The sequence below is a fragment of the Pseudoalteromonas sp. AWM4_233 genome, from assembly GCF_056158285.1.
Genome location: NZ_JBSWSZ010000001.1, coordinates 1,517,137 through 1,533,469 on the forward strand (window position 1 = coordinate 1,517,137; position 16,333 = coordinate 1,533,469).

Genomic DNA, 16,333 nt, shown 5'->3' on the forward strand with positions numbered 1-16,333 from the left:
TGCCGCTTGATTAAGCAGTTCAAGCGGCATTTTTTAAAGAGTGTTTTTATATGAGCTTAGTTAAAAGAGCCTTAGCCAAATCAAAAAGCGAAGTACCAAAAAGCGCAGTGAAAGTGAGTGCACCTAAAAAGGTGAACCAAAGCGAAAATAAGCAAACTGAGTACGCGTTTTTTAAAGCGGCAATTAACTCTGACTTGGCTCAACTAAAAACATTTGGCGATATTTGTGACAAGGCAGATTACAAAGCCAAAGCAATCGAGAAGAACGATTATTTAGGCTACATAAACCAATACCGCTTAAGTGGTGATAATCACCCAAACCTTGTTTTGGCATGGGTGTTCATTTGGTTATTAGATCTTAAACGCTGGGCACAGGCCATTGAGTTATTGCCACTGCTCATTGAACAAAAGCAACCATTGCCTAAGCAGTTTAATACTAAACATTGGCCGACTTTTTTAATCGACCAATTATATGACGATGCAAATTGGTACCTACAAAACGAATGTACGGTTGAAGATGTAGCCAAAATTGCGTTTGTCTTGCACAGGGTGATTGATGCGACACAGCACCAAGATTGGGCGGGCAGTGAGATTGCAGGCGGCAAGCTTTACGCCATAGCCACCAAAATTGAAGCTGCAATGCACAACTATGGTAATGCATTGCGATTTGGGCAAATTGCTCAACAGATTAACGACAAAGCGGGTGTAAAAACTTTAGTCGCTAAATTACAGAAACAGCTCCAACGCCAGTGAGCAACTTAGCTTAACCAGTTAACGCAAAGCGATTGGCTGCTTAAGACTAAGTGGCGCTCACACAAATTTAAACGAGGGTAATATGAACTTATCAAACATGCCTAAAGCCGACCAACAAGCCCACGACCAAGTGGTTGCTGGCAATGGCTATTACCCCGATTTAAGCACAGCCTATTTTGTCGAAAACTTTGCTGTGCCAAGTGAATACTCAAACAAAACAAATGTGATCAGCGACAAGCTAAAAGCCGCTCAAGCTGAGATAAATCAAGAGCTCGATAAGGTAATGCTCAGCAACGGCGAGCCTTTAAATGCTCAGCAAACACTGTTTTATCAATTGGCCGTGTATAGCAAAGCCAAAGCGAGCACCTTAATCAGTCGTTTAGGCAATACACACAGAGACAGTGCAGCGGCACAACAACAAGCGAGCGCCGATAACTTCGACTATTGGCAACATCAAAGCATTAACAATGTGCGTTTGTTAATTGGCTTAAGCCCCACAGCAACGGTTGAATTGATATGAGCCAAAGCAAAATAGCCAAGCTAAAAACACATTTACAAAGCGCCCAATATCAGGGGCATTTGTTGGCTTTACCAGAGCAGTTCGATTGCTGGATAGAAGGCGGGGTGATTGAGCCAAGCTCTAAGCGTATTAATGGCAACGGCATATTGGCCGCACGATTTACCTATAGCGGGGTGATCTCTATCAACCCATGTTCAGCGCCCGCACCATTAATTTGTGCCTTTGCTTCTTTATGGTTGCAAAACAACGGCTCAAAAGATGACAGCGACAGCATTGAATTTAGCTCAGATTTAAACGACGACAACAGCAATGAGATAGAACTTCAGATTGAAGCGCTTAGCGAAGATGTGGTTTTGGTAGAAGCACCGAGTGGCCCGTTTGAATTAAATGGTGTTCGTTATGACTTTGGTGAACAAAGCCTTTGGATTGCTGAGATGTTCACGTTAGAAGGCGGTATTAGCAGTGCTTGATATGCAGTTCGACAAGGGGCAGAGCATTGAGCAACTTACCTTGCTTTCGCTTAAACCTCGCAAACGTCGAAACATATTAAGAAGTGTGATCAGAAGCGTCAGTAAACAAAGTAAACGGCGCATTACTCGCCAGCAAGATTTAACAGGTAAGCAGTGGCAAGGGAGAGCAAACGGTAAGAAAAAGAAAATGCTCACCAAGCTTAAAAAACTGATGAAAGTACGCTTTGGGCCTAACAATGCCCATGCTTATTTTAAAGGCCGTAAAACAGGCAAGATTGCAGCAGCGCACCAACAAGGCGCGAGTTTTGAAGTGACACCCCGCAAGAATAAAGCGAGCCAAAATAAAGCGGGTAAGGCAACACGGAGCATTGCGAAAGCACTCATAGCAGCAGGATATAAAATCCCGCGTAATCGGGGCAAGGGCACCAAAAGGCCCAGTATTAAATGGATAACTGAAAACCTCACGCTCAACCAAGCGGGGTTTTTACTTAAAGAATTAAAGGGCGGCTCAGGTAAGAGCAAATGGCAAATTGATTTGCCCGCCCGCTCTTTTTTAGGCGAAATGAAAAAAGAGCATAAACAGCACATGAGTTTTATTTTAAACAAAGCCATGCAAGTGGCATGAACAAGGAACGATTATGGCACAAGGTAAAGTTTCGGTTGCCGCCATTCAAACTGGCAGTGGTGCGACTAAAGAAGTCGAGCGCACAGTTTTAGTGATTGGTGCAGCGCCAGCAAATAACGGTGTAATTCAAGCAATCAATGCACAAAGTGATTTTGACTCACTGTTTGGTGAAGCTGATTCACCACTAAAAACACAGCTCAAAGCATGGCAGCGAAATGGTGATGACCTGGTAAGTGGTTATGCAGTTTCTCACGGTGCTGGCGAGAATATTTTAGCGCTCATTGATAAAGCAATGGAGCAGGACATTAGCCCTGAAATTATCGCCATTTGCACACCGGTTACTGGCAAAGCCGAAGTCGAAGCATACCAGGCTAAAAACCTCGAAATCTTAAACAAGTATGCGCGTTATGTTCGCACCCTTGTTGCTGCCCCAGGTTTAGATGGTAATCAAACCTGGTCAGAACTTGTCACTGCATTAAACCCATTAGTTGATGGTGTGGTGGGTGATCGTGTTGCCGTTGTGCCTTTGCTTATTGGTGATGAGCTAGGCGGTGTGCTAGGTCGTTTGTGTAAACGTTCAGTGACCATTGCTGACTCACCTATGAGAACAAAAACAGGCGCTATGTCGCTGATGCTTGCACCTGAAGACAGTGCGGGCGAGCCGCTGACTAATGCCACAACAGCCGCATTGGATGCATTACGTTTTAGCTGTGTTCAGTTTTACCCAGACTTCGATGGCACTTATTTTGGTGATGTAAACATGCTCGACGCTGAAGGCGGTGATTTTCAGCAAATCGAAGTTGGTCGTGTTGTTGATATGGCCGCTCGCCAAGTGCGCGTTAAAGCCATTTATGAAATTAAAAACCGCCAGCTAAATAACTCACCAACGGGCATTGCTTACGGTAAACGTAAGCTGGGTAAACCACTGTTAGATATGAGCAAGTCGGTCAACATTGGTGCTGATAAGTTTCCAGGTTTAATTGATGCACCAAAAGACGACAGCATTAGTTTGACGTTTATGAACGAAAAACACTTGCACGTTGTGCTGAAGGTTAAGCCAATTGACTCACCAAGCACAATTACTGTTGGCATTATGTTAGATCGCTAAGGACAGACCATGACTAAAAAAGTATTAGGCGGAAAGGATTTTGACTGTTTTATGGGTAACTCCATGGTGCACGTTGTTGAAGCCACAGTAAAAATCACCGATGGCCGTAAACCAAAAATGGTGCGTGGTATTCCAAAAGGTTGGATTGATGGCCCAGTGGAAGCAGAAGTGACGTTAAAACTTGATCACGAAAACTTCTTATTGCTGCAAGCCCAAGCGCAACAGGCTGGTAGCTGGAAAGGCATTGAACCTTTTGATGTGGCATTTACTTCAAGTGTTGCAGCGGGCGATTTAAATGTTGAAGCCTTTGGTTGTATGCCACAACTTGAAGAGCTTTTAAACATTAAAGCCGAAGGCGGTGAAGAGAATACATTCTCTATTAAATGCCCGATCACCTCACCTGATTTTGTATATATCAATGGTGTGCCTTATCTCACCGCTGATGAAGTGAGAAATCTGTAATGCGTGGCTTAGGCAAACTTCGCCCGCAAGTTTTACTCAGTGCCATGGCACTGAGTAAGCACAAAGTGTTCGAGGGTGAACTTAACCTAAACATTATTGGTGTTCGTGCCGCAAATACCCGAGCCAACACCTTTAATGACTTAATTTGTCTGTTGTATCAGCAAAACGGCGAGTGGCAACTTAAGCAATTCAAAGCCACAACTGATGCGGGCCTTTATTGGCGTAAGCATCCAATGAACATTGACGGCACAGCAGTTTTGGTACCGGGGCAACATCTTGGCCTTTGGACGTTTGGTTATCACCAAGGTAAGTACAAAGCATTGGTACAAAACAAACCTGTTTTAGTGCTTCGTGATAACGATAAAAACGCTGAGCTTGAAACTGACATAAAAGCCGCAGCGCTTCAAAGCGGTTACTTTGGCATTAACTGTCATCGTGCAAGTGCACATACTGAATCAAAGCAAGTCGATAAATGGTCGGCTGGTTGCCAAGTGTTTGCGAACCCAAGGGACTTTGAAGAATTTATTAATCTTTGTGAGCAATCGGCTGAACGCTATGGCAATACCTTCAGCTATACGTTGCTTGAACAAAACCAACTAAAAGAGAGCAATCAAAATGCAGAATAAGCAAATTGTTATTGATACCGGTGAACAAGAATTTACTTTTAATGTTACGGGGCAGGCTTACAACAAATATATCAACAGCACGACACCGACTAATAAAATTCAGCCAGCCACTAACTTTTTGTTAGCAGCGGTTGAAGACGAACAGAAGAAAGCACTTAAAACATTGTTACAGCAACCAGGTGCAGCGCTGTTTATGTTGGGCACTTTGATTGAAGACTATCAACCAGAGTTTAACTTTTCGGTAAAAAAATCGAAGAGCGAGCCAAGCAAATAAAGCAAAACCGCTTAGATCAGTTATTTGCTTATCACGCCAAACACTTTGGCAATTTGCCAATAACTGATGACACCTTGGCACAAGCGCTCTTTATTGAAACTCAGCAACAGGAGTTGCTAACCGTTGCGGTAAACAACGGCATTTGCATGGCACTAAACGGCGAAGAGTAAAACACATGAGTTCACTCAGTAAAATGGACAAACTTACCTATTCAATAGGCCTGATTGATAAAGTCACGGGGCCTGTGAATAAGATCATGTCTAAAATAAACCAACTGAGTGAACAAACAGCCAGTGCCAAAGAGCAATTAACTGGCGGGCTAATGAATGCAGCAGGCGGGGCAATGATGCTAGTCGGCTCGCTCAACCCTGCCATTGAAGCCCAAGCTGCATTGGGTGAAGTGCAATCCCTTGATGTGTCTAACCAGGCACTGACACAACTTAATAACACCGCAATGAATTTTGTGAGTAATTACGGCGGCAATACCGCTGAAGTTATTCGCAGCTCTTACGACATTCAATCCGCTATAAGTGGCCTTACGGGTAAAGAATTAGCCCAGTTTACCGAGTCCTCAGCCATTCTTGCCAAAGGCACCAAGTCAGATGCAGCTACGACGACCGACTATTTTGGTACCATGTACGGCATTTATCAAGACACCGCCAAAGAAGTGGGCAAATCTGAATGGGTGCAGATGCTAACAGGGCAAACCGCCGCGTCAGTTCGTATGTTTAAAACAACAGGCTCAGAAATGGCGGGCGCATTCAGTACATTGGGTGCTGAAGCAAACTCTCATGGTATTACCATGAATGAATCTATGGCCGTGTTAGGTCAATTACAAGCCACCATGTCAGGCAGTGAAGCGGGTACAAAATACCGTGCGTTCTTAAGTGGCGTAGGTAAAGCCCAAGAGAAACTAGGTATACAACTGACCGACTCACAAGGCCGTATGTTGCCAATGGTTGATGTGATGAATCGCATACATGAAAAGTTTGGGATCATAGACACCGTGGCAGAGAGTGACGCATTACAAAAAGCGTTCGGTACCAAAGAAGCCGTGGCGCTTATAAAGCAGCTTATGCCGCAAGTGGACCAGCTTGAAAACAACATAAACCAACTCTCTAATATTTCAGATATGGGTGTAGCCGTTGAAATGGCCGATGCCATGGGCAGCGCGTGGGATAGATTTGGCGGGTCGCTCAATGCTGCATTGGTGAGCATGGGGCAAACCGTATTGCCCATTATTGAGCCCATTGTTGATTTACTTGCAAAGCTTTTACAAGGGGTGGTGTGGCTAACTCAAGAGTTCCCCGTTTTGAGCGGTATTATTGGCGCGTTTGTCGTGGCGCTTATTGGCGCAACTGTAGCAATGGGTACCTTCAATGCTTTGGTGGGGTTATATCGCTTAGCAATGTTACAAGGTGCACAAGCAACCCAACTTGCCAGCATTTGGTCTAAAGCTTGGTCGGGCGCACTAGCCATTCAAACCGCAGCCATTAAAGCCGCGAGTTTTGCAGCAGCTAACTATGGCAATGCTCTATTGTTTGCAGGTGGTATGTTAAGCCGATTACAAAGTATGGGCATAGTGGGCGTTTTAAGTTTAGTCACAGCCAAACTTGGCGCAGCTGCCACAGCAGCATGGAGTTTTTCAGCCGCTCTTTTTGCAAACCCGATCACATGGATAGTTGTGGGTGTGGTCGCAGCCATAGCCGCAGTATCAGCGCTGGTTTATTACTTTGATGAAATCTCAGCAGCCTTTAGTGAATGGGCCGACAACTCAATGTTATTTCAAGGTATGCGCGTTGCCTTTGATTTAATCACTTTACCGCTGCAAATCATTTGGTACCTGGTTAAATCTATCGGCTCAGCGATTTATGATTTTGTGGCCCCTGCATTTAGTTTTATTGGTGAAGTGGTCGGCACGGTAACTAGCTTTATTACATCGGCGTTTATGGCCGTATATGAACCCATTGCCGCAGTGTTTTCAGGGATTGGCGAATTTATCTCAAGCGTATTCGATGGCGTATTTTCAAAAGTAAGTGCGTTCTTTAAATTCTTCAGTGACATATCAGCAAGTGTCACCGGCTTTTTAAAGTCTTTGGCTGAAAATGGCATTTTAAACATGGTCATCGACTTCTTTAGTAATGATGAAGAAGTGCAGAAAATTAGCCAACAACCAAGCTCAGCAGTGCAAGCGCTAGAAAGCACAACACATGCAAACGCAATTCAACAAACTGCAACTGCTAACCAAGCAACAGAATATGTGATCCCGCAAGTTCAAAATCATTCACTACAAAGTTTTGAGCAAGCACAATCAAACAAGGTTGTGCAGTTCTCAAGCTTGCAAACGGGTAATAACTTCAGCAATAGAGCACAGGAATTGGTTCAAGGTGGTGCGAGTAATACCAGCACAGCAAGTTTAGAGCATAGTGCTTTGGTAAATGGTCATGTTTCGACGCTAGGCAATAACTCTAACCTTCATCAAGTCTTGCCTAGTAATGTTGTAAAGCTCTCAAGCTCGAATGCATTAGCTCAAGCAAACAACATTGTACCAACTAACAGAGTTACTAATGACTATGCTGCAGCAAGCGATAGGGTTCACGATTTTGTATCGAGTAAAGATATAAATGACTATGCTGCAACAAACGATAGGGTTCACGGTTTTGTATCGAGTAAAGTTATAAATGACTATGTTGGCCATAGTGATAAAACCGCTCAGTTTGCGTCACAATCTACATTACAAAATACGTTAACTAGTACAGTTGATAATTTTACTAACACACCTGTTTCAAAACTAAGTGAAGTAAATCAATCACTCCCAAGCAATGTGATCCCTCTAAATGCACAAGTTTTATCTAATCATAATGAGTCACCAAGCAATCATTATGCAGTGGGCGCACAACAAGCATTAACTCAAAGCACACAGCTGGGTTATTTAGATCATGCAATTACCAACAATGCACAAAACAAGATTATTGAACAAAGCGCTCAGTCATTAGAGCAAGAGCAAACCGAGCTAAATAGCACTTATGTTGCCAAGCCTAAGCGCTCAGCCTTTTTACAGCAGCTTGCTAAAACCAACAATATCAGTACCAGCAATGCAAGCAGTGACAACTCTAAGAGTGTGCACATTGAAAGCTTAACGGTAAAAACCGATGACATAGCCCGCACCTTTGAAGATGTGATGGAGTTAGCATCATGATGACCTTTGATGATATCGACTTACATATAGATTTTGCTGTGGTCGAAGGGGACTTTGTATTAAATGACTCGCTGAGCCTAAGCACTGTAAAAGCCGCTGATACCATTGCCCAAGATATCAAACACCGCATTTTAGAAAGTGGGTTACTTGTGCAGCTTATTGGTCTTCGTAACCAAAACGGAATTAAACCCATTTTAACAGAGCTTGAATTAATAGTTGAGCAAGACGACAGACTAAAACCAGGTTCAATCAACATAATAAAAAACGATAACGGATTATCAATTGAAGCTAAAACCAGACAGTACGGGGGCCATTATGAAATTTAAGTCCCTGATGGAAAAAGCGGGTTTACCACTTACTGAAGAAAAAGCAGCCGAACAATGGCGCGAGGAACTTAAAAAACAGAATATTTCTGTAGCCAATGATTCACCGTTTGGCCCGTTCTGGCGAACTATTGAAGCCTTGATCACAAAACCTGTTGTGAAGCTATTTAATTGGATTGCCCACACGGTCATGACAGATCTCTTTATCATGACCGCAAGCCGTGAAGCATTAATTGAAAAACATGGCCCAAGTCGAAATGTATTTATTCAAACAGGGGTCAAAGCACAAGGCTTACTGACTTTTACCAGAACAAACAGCGAAGGCGAAAGCACCATTGTTGAAGGGTCTGAAGTTGTTACCGATGTGATTGGCGGCCAAGTTTATAAACTGGTTTTGCTGCAAGATGTTTACTTTAAAGACGGTCAAAGCACTGCGTATGCATTGGCCGAAGCCGTTGAAGAGGGCGCGGGCTTTAATTTGCCTGAAAATGCCTATCGTTATTTTGCTGAACAACAAGATGGTGTCACTGTTACCAACTCTGCAGATTGGTTATTAAGACCAGGCGCAGACAGTGAAGATACCGAAAGTTACCGCAATCGTATCCGTAATGTGTTTGGTACAGCAGCCCGCTGGCATATTAATTCTGTCTATAAACAAATCATCGCAAACTTTCATGTGCCCATTGATAACATTGAAATTGAAACCCAAGCTCCTCGTGGGCCAGGTACCGCAAACGCTTATATTTATCTTGATGTGGGAGCTGTACCTTCAGCGCTATTAAGTGCCATTAATACGCATATTAGAGATAAAGGCCATCATGGTTTGGGTGATGATTTTATGGTTTTCGCCATGCCCACCCAAAGCTTTAATGTTGTAGCGCAATATTCATTACACACAGAGCAAGACATAAACGCTGAATTAACCGCTTTTATTGAATCAGCTTTTAGAAAAAACGCAGCATACAAACCAACGCGCGTTGCCCATAACAGTGAATTTTCAATCAGCCAGTTAATCAGTGAATGTCACGAAGAGTTTGAGCAGCTTAAATCCATCAAATTCAACATTGATGATATTCATGCACAGAACTGGTTGCCCGTGCTTGGCACTTTGGAGGTCAAGCGTGTTTAAGTCTGACGGTGAACAAATCGCAACCTGGTTAAACAAAGGCTATGCGCAAAAGCTAGTAAAAGCTGCGACAGGCTATTGGAATAAAACAGCCGAGTTTGTGATGTGGGCAGTTAACCAAAAAGAAGCTCAACAAAATGCAGAGCCTATCTTGAGCTTTTTAGCCTGGGAGCGTTTAACAGACAAACTCGATAACGAACCTGTGAGTTTATATCGAAAACGGGTGCAACATGCACTTGTAAACACCATTGAATCGGGTGACTTGGCAAACATCAAAGACGTATTTGCCCGTTTAGATATTGAAGTACTCAATGTGCGTGAACGAATTGATGGGCGCGATTGGGACATTATTGCTTTAGATATCAGCGACACGGCCTTAGCCAACAATAACAACTTATTGCCCGAGATTATTCAGTTGTATGGCCGTACTTGTCGACGTTATGAATTTACCGTGCATAACGTGGCTGATGTAGCTCTTTCATTGGGTGAAACCAATGTGCAATGGGACAGTTGTCATGTGCCACATGCTTTGTATTTAAAAATAGATAGCAATGCAGAGCAGCAATATACCCATGGTTTCACCTCGTTACAAAACGAATCAAGCACAGCGCCTTTGCTACCAATCGAACACGATGTAAAACACGGCCTTGAACTTGAACAGGTGTATCAGTTTATTGGGCTAGATAACCAAGTTAGCAATACCGAGTTTTTAGCCACCACTTTAACCGTGCAGCATACGCTTTATGCACAGCATAAATATGGATTTATAAGCAAGGAGGGCGGCATTAGTACCGCGACAGCATGACAGAAAATATAACAGGGATTTTAACCAATGCGGGTAAACAGTTCATTGCCACTCAAGCTTTAAATGACAAGGGCTTAGGGGTTAAAGAGCTGGTCTTTGCCAACATTCCAAACCTCAATGAAAAGGCCGAGCGCAACCCAAACGAAGGTATGCCGCCAAGCTTACAGATTGTGCATCGCCGCAATATTGATGTGGAAGGCAAGGTGGACGATAACACCGTAGCCTGGGCGGTTATTCTTGAGCAAGATATTGGCGATTTCGATTACAACTGGATTGGGTTAGTTACCGAAACAGGCTTGTTACTTGCCGTTGATTACTTGCCCATGCAGCGAAAACGAAAAGGCGTGAACAACGTACATAACCGCTCGTTTGTGCTCAAATTTGCAGCCGCCGCAGCATTGGCCCGAATCACCATTCCCGCACAATCTTGGATGTTTGATTACTCGCCACAGATTGATGAAATCAATAGCACACTCGCTATTTTAGCGGTGAGCCAAATTAACAATATGCATAGGCATGTAAAACAAGTTTATAAGGAAAACCAAAGATGAGTGAATCTTTACTAGGGAAAGTAATTGCGGCTGCTGAAGCCCTTACTCAAACAGTTGAACAACAGACAACCAAAATCAACCAAGCTATGACCAAAGCCACAACAGTGGTAAGAGATACAATTCGAGATTACAACCTTGAAACATTTTATTTAGATCCTGAAGCTGGTAACGATGAAAATAGTGGTAAACAAAGCCATCTACCGTTAAAAACGTTTGCAGCCCTGAATACCAAGTTAGTCAGTGGAAAATCGTATAATATTAATGTGCCAGCTGGTTCTCGCATTGAAATGGATGACAACTTAATGTGTTCAAATGTTATATATGCTTTCAGAAGTAGCTATGACAATCCAGCCACGATAGAAATGGTTTCAGTTGATTATCTCGGTAAGAACGATGGCACAGTTCAATTTGGTGGGCACAATATTACCCTGAAATTGTACGGTGTTATTTTGGAGACAGCTAAGTTAAAGCCAGACTCTACAAATAGAAGCAATGGTTACCGTTCATCGGCAATCATGAATTACGATAATGCACCTTATTTCACATTAGAAATGATTTTCGGTGGCATAGTTATCAATGATTTCCCTTTCTTTCGTTCTAACAATGGCAGCGCAGGGTTTGTTGCGTTGAGTTTAGGACATAACTCTTTTATTAAGTTAAAAGGCAGCGAACCATATTTTGCATCATCGAATGACCATTATGGATTATCGAATGGAAACTCAGGCTCATTTATTGAAAATGATCATGGTCAAAACACATGGAAAGAAATACTTCACAATGCGGGTGGTAATTCAAATGTGCTAGCTGACTTTGATTTTGATGCACAAGTTTAAGGAAAAAACGATGACAGTCATAAAAAGTGTAAATTTCGAAGGAAGAACATATTTTAATGTGCCTTTGAACGGTGAACTTGTTAACCCTGAAACGAAAGGAGTCACCAAACTGCCCATTCCATCAACAGTTCTTGAACAAAAGTTTCTAGAACAACAATGGCAAGAAGTTAAAGAAAAACGTCAAAAACTGTTGAATGCTTCAGATTGGACTCAAGCAGTTGATGCCCCATTATCTGAATTACAAAAAACAGCTTGGCAGACATACAGACAAGCATTACGTGATTTACCTGAAAAGTTTGAATCACCTGAAAGCGTAGTTTGGCCTGTAGCGCCAAATGCATAACCTTTCTCTATGCTTTAACCAAACCGCCGCCCCTTGCGCCATGCAAACGGGCGCGGTTTTGCTTGCTAAAGCCATAAAGGATGATTCACGCATTGATAAGCCAACAACCTATAACGGTTTACTCTTATCAATAAGCGCAAATGATCCCTCAGCACTTTCAAGCCAACTTGAAACATTAAGCGAATATTGCCCTATACCCGAGCTAGTTACTTGCCAACACTATGCACAAAGCTTGAGCACATTAGAGCAAGATAAATTAACTGCATACGAGGGCCAAAGCCTTGAATGGCGTGAGCATAGTTTGCAAAGTTTAAAGCCATTGCAACAAAAGCAAATCGCTGAAGAACTGGCAGAAGTAGCCGAGGAGAGTAGTAGTTTAATCACCAATATTGATGATGCACTTACCCAAACAACCGAATTAAAAACCGCACGTAACGAGCGATTGAATCAATCATTCACACCAAAAAACACGGGTATTGATAAACATATACTTATTGCGGGCAGTGCTGATGCATTGGCAAGGCAAGTTGAGCAAATTGGCGATGACTCACCATATTGGGCGTTTTGCCTGTTCGTGGGTGAGCTGAGCAAGCTGAATAAAATCAAGGAAGTACTATGATTGCCATTGATGGCTGGCAAGTACCAGGTTATGACACCCAAGTGAATGCAGGGGTGAAACTGGCGGGCGGTGATATGTCGGGTTTTGGTTCCTTTGCTCTGAGTTCAGATAATGGCGTAAAGCCAGGTGTTTTAACTGTAAAAACCAAAATTGCACATGTGGATGAAAACGACTTAGCCGCTCTCATTACCAAAGCTAAAGCGCTCGACGAAAATGGTGCACGGGTAACCTATACCGTAAACAACGCACTTGCAGAAGCCTATAAAATTCGCAAAGCCAAATTCGACGGCGAAGTAAAAGCCACAGAGCTTAATGAGGTGAAAGGCTGGCAAGTGACATTTAAACTACTCGAAGTGCGTTCAATCTCAGAGCGTGAACAGCAACAGTTAGATACAACCGCAAATCAAAACAGCCAAACTCAAAGCAACGAATCTCACACTCAAATACAACAACAGTTTGAAAACATCGAGGGGCCATAAATGAGCACCCGGTTATCAGATTCTCTTACTATTGGCGGTAATCCTGTTACTAATGTTATCAGTAAACAAGTACAACTCGATTTATACAGCGCTGGCCGTGCAAAGTTTGAAGTGGTCACAGAGCAAGAGCCAAGCGGGGTGGTTGAGCTGCATTTAGGCTATGAACTTATCAACATGACACCTTACTTTTTAGGCGTGATTGAATCTAAACACCAAGCAAATGGCCGTTGGTACCTAACATGCCGAGAGCTACTAGGCGCACTGGCATTTCAATCAGCCTTATCAATTCGCCATGCCACCATAAGCCAGGTATTAAATGCCCTAGATAATCGACTCGAGTTTATCACCCCCGATGCTGATTATATGCAAACCACATTGCCCATGTTTTGTCATGCGGGCACCGGTATCCAAGCACTCAAACAAATAGGCCAGTGCTGGCAAATCCCTGAGTTTATTTATCAGCAGCGACCCGACGGTAAAATCTATGTGGGCAGTTGGCAGCATAGCCGCTGGGCCCAAACCACAATTGATGATTACCCCGAGCATTCAATCAAAACAACCAGCTCAACCACGGGCGAAGTCATTGCTATTCCAAAACTTAGACCAGGACTAAAACTAAACGGGCGTTACATACAGGAAGTAACCCTACAAAACGACAGGATGCAAATACAATGGTCAAACAGGCTATTAAGCGCTTAATACTTCGCTACTTTCCAGAATTAGGCGAGCGTAAACATTTACCGCAACTTGCCCGAATCGAAAACATTTACGATTTGCCAACCAATGGTAGCAAAATCAGCACACCATTTAGACCATATAAAGCGGCAGATATTCAGCTTATAAAACCAAACACCTATGAGCCTTTAAACGTGCCAATCTTCGAGCAAGTCACTTTAGCCACAGGCCAAGCCAGTGAAGCGGGACTAATAAACGAACCAAAGCCTGGCATGTTTTGTTTAATTCAATACATCGACGGGCTAAACAGCGCCCCCATTATTACCAGCATTTTGCCATGGCAAAGCCTGGTACCAGAGCATAAACACACCGATGTCAGCCTAAAGCAAAATAACCGCTCACAAATAAAAGGTAGCAACGGCAATTGGCACATCGAAACTGATGGTGATATCACCCAAACAAGTGACAAAAGCACAGTAAAAACAAGAGAGCGAAACGAGCAATACCTCACCCGAAAAACCACTATTGCCAGTCATGACACAACCCAAATAGACGGCAACCAAATCAATGAAGTAATGGGTGCGCTTAAAACCATTGTCGGTGAAAAGGCATTATTCGTTGCCCTTGAAGGGCTCATGTTAGGCACTCAAAAGCAACTTGATATCAAAGCCCATGAGAATATGAATTTAGAATCACTTCAAACCCTACATGCAAAAGCCACAGCGCTTGCAAAAGTAGAAGGTGCAACGGTTTGGTTAGGTAATAACTCAGTCAACGCCGTGCAGATTCTACTAGACCTCATTAACCTGGTTAAGAACCTGAGTGCCAGCCTTGAAAATCACGGCCATAAAGACCAAGGCGCAGGGCCACCAATAACAAAACCAGACTTCACCAATCACAAAAACACAGCAAACGATTTAAAAAGTACCCTTGAGCCAGTGGTTGAATGACTTATGCACAGATTTTGTTTGAAAGCTGTGCATAGTTGATCAAATACCAAAATTAAATATACTGTTTATATATACAGTAATTGTTGTGTGTATTATGAAAGTCATCCCAATCAAAGCAAGTTGTGGTTTCAATAACGGTGTTGAAACCCTAGCGTCAACTTACCCCGAGCTAGGCAAAACATTAGATCAACTCTTTATGCCAAACAGAGTCGCTACCTTTATTGGCTTAGCTTCTGGCGATTCAATGAAAGACATAGGCCTATTCGACGGTGATTTAATCATTGTAGATAGAGCTGTAGAAATTAAAGACGGTGATGTGATCGTTGCCAATCTTAACGGCGAGTTTGTCTGCAAAATCCTTGATTATAAAAACGGCCGCTTAATATCAGCATCAGAACAATACAAACCAGTCGTAATCAAAGACTGTGATGTATTTAGTTGTGAAGGGGTAGTGACTTCTTCAATTCGTTTGTTCAGACAAAGAGAGTGTTTTAAGTCGAAGTTGTTTTAAGATTTAAAAAGCTTTGAAGGATGCTACTTATTCACACCCTTTTCAATTCTTGAGAAAATTAATTATAGTACTTCATGTAATGAGATAGCATGTCCGATTTAAGTCCAAGTGCGGTAACTGCTGTGTCAAATAATCGATCAGGAATAATTCCAGCGTATTTCAAAACATCTGTACTATATTTATTACAATTAGAGTGTATTACGCTATAGCGCCTTGTACTTTTCCAAATACCAGCACAGTTAGGGTCGTCAGTTGGTGAATAACATTCCTTTCGTTCTAGACCAGCATAGAATGTTGCTTTACGGTATGTTGCCATGTCCACTCTTAGTAATATTGAATAATCAAAATCATTAGTTCTGTATGACTCATCACTAATGACGCCGTACTGAAACGAATAAGCTTTTCTAGGATCGTCTGTGCTGAAGCCAAGCTCTACAGGCTCAAACCCTTTTTTTGCAATAGATGAATTACTAAAAGTCTCAATCCAAGAATGGCCACCAATAACGCTTTGAATTACTTTAGGAAGAACTCCAGTAGTTTTGAACTTAACAGTTACAAAATGAAAATCTCTGTTATTTTCTAAACCAGGCATCGAAAAAAAGTGGGTTGTTCCTGATGTATTAGTAGCTAAACCCTCCAATTCGAATGGAATGGCTTTAGCTGTGTTGCAGAACAATAGCATTAAAATAGTTAAAAATATCTTTCTCATTGTAAACTCCTTGTTAATTGAGTTTGAATGATAATTGTTTACTTTAATGTCAGTCAATAGGTAAACAGAGAGAAATACTTAAACAACATGATTAGTGTATATGATGATAGTAATAAGGTTACTAATAGATGTGTGTAGGTGTGTGTGTACTTATAAATTTAAAATCAAAAAAAACATTAAAAATCATTGGTTAAAGGTTTTTTTCTCATAGTCATGCCAATAGATAGTAGGGATATCTTCAACGTTTTCTTGTGTGTGTAATTGATTGTTTTCTTGCATAAACTTTTAGCTATCTATGGTGCTTTTAGATTGGTTGATAACAAGGGCATGGTAACACATATGAAAAATGGCTTCGATTCTAAATGAGCCAACC

At 42.3% G+C, this 16,333-nt stretch carries 21 protein-coding genes; 20 read left to right on the forward strand and 1 reads right to left on the reverse strand.

Annotation, left to right across the window (positions count from 1 at the left end; all coding sequences use genetic code 11):
• The first annotated feature begins 50 nt into the window (after positions 1-50).
• The 20 genes from gpM to ACXAC4_RS06810 all read left to right on the forward strand — a co-directional run bounded on the left by gpM (position 51) and on the right by ACXAC4_RS06810 (position 15,251).
• Positions 51-752, forward strand: a complete 702-nt coding sequence (gene gpM / locus ACXAC4_RS06715) for a phage terminase small subunit (RefSeq protein ID WP_475160058.1) — start codon at positions 51-53, stop codon at positions 750-752.
• Positions 753-834: 82 nt separating this feature from the next.
• The gene (locus ACXAC4_RS06720) at positions 835-1,272 is read left to right on the forward strand and encodes a head completion/stabilization protein (protein ID WP_475160060.1); all 438 of its coding nucleotides are present in this window, start codon (positions 835-837) and stop codon (positions 1,270-1,272) included.
• The gene (locus tag ACXAC4_RS06725; protein WP_475160062.1) at positions 1,269-1,742 is read left to right on the forward strand and encodes a phage tail protein; all 474 of its coding nucleotides are present in this window, start codon (positions 1,269-1,271) and stop codon (positions 1,740-1,742) included. Before ACXAC4_RS06720 ends, ACXAC4_RS06725 begins: the two co-directional genes overlap by 4 nt.
• Before the next feature lies 1 nt (position 1,743).
• On the forward strand, positions 1,744-2,367 hold the full coding sequence (locus ACXAC4_RS06730) for a phage virion morphogenesis protein (RefSeq protein WP_475160063.1): 624 nt from the start codon (positions 1,744-1,746) through the stop codon (positions 2,365-2,367).
• Positions 2,368-2,380: 13 nt separating this feature from the next.
• Positions 2,381-3,475: a DUF2586 domain-containing protein gene (locus ACXAC4_RS06735; protein ID WP_475160067.1), complete on the forward strand. Its 1,095-nt coding sequence runs from the start codon at positions 2,381-2,383 to the stop codon at positions 3,473-3,475.
• A gap of 9 nt (positions 3,476-3,484) precedes the next feature.
• Complete coding sequence (locus ACXAC4_RS06740) at positions 3,485-3,937, forward strand: phage protein (RefSeq protein WP_475160072.1); 453 nt, start codon at positions 3,485-3,487, stop codon at positions 3,935-3,937.
• Entirely contained in the window at positions 3,937-4,563 is a 627-nt protein-coding gene (locus ACXAC4_RS06745; RefSeq protein ID WP_475160078.1) for a hypothetical protein, read from the forward strand. The genes ACXAC4_RS06740 and ACXAC4_RS06745 overlap by 1 nt, the downstream gene beginning before the upstream one ends.
• The gene (locus ACXAC4_RS06750) at positions 4,553-4,837 is read left to right on the forward strand and encodes a putative phage tail assembly chaperone (RefSeq protein WP_475160079.1); all 285 of its coding nucleotides are present in this window, start codon (positions 4,553-4,555) and stop codon (positions 4,835-4,837) included. The genes ACXAC4_RS06745 and ACXAC4_RS06750 overlap by 11 nt, the downstream gene beginning before the upstream one ends.
• Before the next feature lie 175 nt (positions 4,838-5,012).
• Positions 5,013-8,036 (forward strand): phage tail tape measure protein, encoded by a 3,024-nt coding sequence (locus tag ACXAC4_RS06755; protein ID WP_475160082.1) that lies wholly within the window; start codon positions 5,013-5,015, stop codon positions 8,034-8,036.
• A complete protein-coding gene (locus tag ACXAC4_RS06760) occupies positions 8,033-8,362 on the forward strand; it encodes a DUF2590 family protein (protein WP_475160083.1) in 330 nt (109 codons plus the stop codon). Before ACXAC4_RS06755 ends, ACXAC4_RS06760 begins: the two co-directional genes overlap by 4 nt.
• Positions 8,352-9,488 carry a baseplate J/gp47 family protein gene (locus tag ACXAC4_RS06765; protein WP_475160085.1) on the forward strand — a complete coding sequence of 379 codons (1,137 nt, stop codon included), beginning with the start codon at positions 8,352-8,354 and terminating at the stop codon, positions 9,486-9,488. Before ACXAC4_RS06760 ends, ACXAC4_RS06765 begins: the two co-directional genes overlap by 11 nt.
• Complete coding sequence (locus ACXAC4_RS06770) at positions 9,481-10,290, forward strand: hypothetical protein (RefSeq protein ID WP_475160088.1); 810 nt, start codon at positions 9,481-9,483, stop codon at positions 10,288-10,290. The genes ACXAC4_RS06765 and ACXAC4_RS06770 overlap by 8 nt, the downstream gene beginning before the upstream one ends.
• Positions 10,287-10,841 (forward strand): phage tail-collar fiber domain-containing protein, encoded by a 555-nt coding sequence (locus ACXAC4_RS06775; protein WP_475160089.1) that lies wholly within the window; start codon positions 10,287-10,289, stop codon positions 10,839-10,841. The genes ACXAC4_RS06770 and ACXAC4_RS06775 overlap by 4 nt, the downstream gene beginning before the upstream one ends.
• On the forward strand, positions 10,838-11,674 hold the full coding sequence (locus ACXAC4_RS06780) for a hypothetical protein (protein ID WP_475160090.1): 837 nt from the start codon (positions 10,838-10,840) through the stop codon (positions 11,672-11,674). Before ACXAC4_RS06775 ends, ACXAC4_RS06780 begins: the two co-directional genes overlap by 4 nt.
• A gap of 10 nt (positions 11,675-11,684) precedes the next feature.
• The gene (locus ACXAC4_RS06785) at positions 11,685-12,017 is read left to right on the forward strand and encodes a tail fiber assembly protein (protein ID WP_475160095.1); all 333 of its coding nucleotides are present in this window, start codon (positions 11,685-11,687) and stop codon (positions 12,015-12,017) included.
• Positions 12,010-12,636: a hypothetical protein gene (locus tag ACXAC4_RS06790; RefSeq protein WP_475160097.1), complete on the forward strand. Its 627-nt coding sequence runs from the start codon at positions 12,010-12,012 to the stop codon at positions 12,634-12,636. The genes ACXAC4_RS06785 and ACXAC4_RS06790 overlap by 8 nt, the downstream gene beginning before the upstream one ends.
• Positions 12,633-13,115: a baseplate complex protein gene (locus tag ACXAC4_RS06795; RefSeq protein ID WP_475160099.1), complete on the forward strand. Its 483-nt coding sequence runs from the start codon at positions 12,633-12,635 to the stop codon at positions 13,113-13,115. Before ACXAC4_RS06790 ends, ACXAC4_RS06795 begins: the two co-directional genes overlap by 4 nt.
• Complete coding sequence (locus ACXAC4_RS06800; protein WP_475160100.1) at positions 13,116-13,814, forward strand: hypothetical protein; 699 nt, start codon at positions 13,116-13,118, stop codon at positions 13,812-13,814.
• Positions 13,787-14,740, forward strand: a complete 954-nt coding sequence (locus ACXAC4_RS06805; RefSeq protein WP_475160101.1) for a hypothetical protein — start codon at positions 13,787-13,789, stop codon at positions 14,738-14,740. Before ACXAC4_RS06800 ends, ACXAC4_RS06805 begins: the two co-directional genes overlap by 28 nt.
• Before the next feature lie 94 nt (positions 14,741-14,834).
• Positions 14,835-15,251, forward strand: coding sequence for a LexA family protein (locus tag ACXAC4_RS06810; protein ID WP_475160104.1), 417 nt, complete (start codon positions 14,835-14,837; stop codon positions 15,249-15,251).
• A gap of 58 nt (positions 15,252-15,309) precedes the next feature.
• Here the strand turns inward: ACXAC4_RS06810 and ACXAC4_RS06815 are convergent, their stop codons facing one another.
• Entirely contained in the window at positions 15,310-15,960 is a 651-nt protein-coding gene (locus tag ACXAC4_RS06815; RefSeq protein WP_475160105.1) for a hypothetical protein, read from the reverse strand.
• Between the last annotated feature and the right edge of the window lie 373 nt (positions 15,961-16,333).

Bases quoted from the DNA above. Each gene is read 5' to 3' on its own strand.
- ACXAC4_RS06795 (WP_475160099.1), top strand. From the start codon at position 12,633: ATGATTGCCATTGATGGCTGGCAAGTACCAGGTTATGACACCCAAGTG.
- ACXAC4_RS06760 (WP_475160083.1), top strand. From the start codon at position 8,033: ATGATGACCTTTGATGATATCGACTTACATATAGATTTTGCTGTGGTC.
- ACXAC4_RS06810 (WP_475160104.1), top strand. From the start codon at position 14,835: ATGAAAGTCATCCCAATCAAAGCAAGTTGTGGTTTCAATAACGGTGTT.
- ACXAC4_RS06765 (WP_475160085.1), top strand. From the start codon at position 8,352: ATGAAATTTAAGTCCCTGATGGAAAAAGCGGGTTTACCACTTACTGAA.
- ACXAC4_RS06740 (WP_475160072.1), top strand. From the start codon at position 3,485: ATGACTAAAAAAGTATTAGGCGGAAAGGATTTTGACTGTTTTATGGGT.
- ACXAC4_RS06780 (WP_475160090.1), top strand. From the start codon at position 10,838: ATGAGTGAATCTTTACTAGGGAAAGTAATTGCGGCTGCTGAAGCCCTT.
- ACXAC4_RS06785 (WP_475160095.1), top strand. From the start codon at position 11,685: ATGACAGTCATAAAAAGTGTAAATTTCGAAGGAAGAACATATTTTAAT.
- ACXAC4_RS06720 (WP_475160060.1), top strand. From the start codon at position 835: ATGAACTTATCAAACATGCCTAAAGCCGACCAACAAGCCCACGACCAA.
- gpM (WP_475160058.1), top strand. From the start codon at position 51: ATGAGCTTAGTTAAAAGAGCCTTAGCCAAATCAAAAAGCGAAGTACCA.
- ACXAC4_RS06745 (WP_475160078.1), top strand. From the start codon at position 3,937: ATGCGTGGCTTAGGCAAACTTCGCCCGCAAGTTTTACTCAGTGCCATG.
- ACXAC4_RS06800 (WP_475160100.1), top strand. From the start codon at position 13,116: ATGAGCACCCGGTTATCAGATTCTCTTACTATTGGCGGTAATCCTGTT.
- ACXAC4_RS06805 (WP_475160101.1), top strand. From the start codon at position 13,787: ATGGTCAAACAGGCTATTAAGCGCTTAATACTTCGCTACTTTCCAGAA.
- ACXAC4_RS06815 (WP_475160105.1), bottom strand. From the start codon at position 15,960: ATGAGAAAGATATTTTTAACTATTTTAATGCTATTGTTCTGCAACACA.
- ACXAC4_RS06735 (WP_475160067.1), top strand. From the start codon at position 2,381: ATGGCACAAGGTAAAGTTTCGGTTGCCGCCATTCAAACTGGCAGTGGT.
- ACXAC4_RS06755 (WP_475160082.1), top strand. From the start codon at position 5,013: ATGAGTTCACTCAGTAAAATGGACAAACTTACCTATTCAATAGGCCTG.
- ACXAC4_RS06790 (WP_475160097.1), top strand. From the start codon at position 12,010: ATGCATAACCTTTCTCTATGCTTTAACCAAACCGCCGCCCCTTGCGCC.
- ACXAC4_RS06730 (WP_475160063.1), top strand. From the start codon at position 1,744: ATGCAGTTCGACAAGGGGCAGAGCATTGAGCAACTTACCTTGCTTTCG.
- ACXAC4_RS06775 (WP_475160089.1), top strand. From the start codon at position 10,287: ATGACAGAAAATATAACAGGGATTTTAACCAATGCGGGTAAACAGTTC.
- ACXAC4_RS06725 (WP_475160062.1), top strand. From the start codon at position 1,269: ATGAGCCAAAGCAAAATAGCCAAGCTAAAAACACATTTACAAAGCGCC.
- ACXAC4_RS06750 (WP_475160079.1), top strand. From the start codon at position 4,553: ATGCAGAATAAGCAAATTGTTATTGATACCGGTGAACAAGAATTTACT.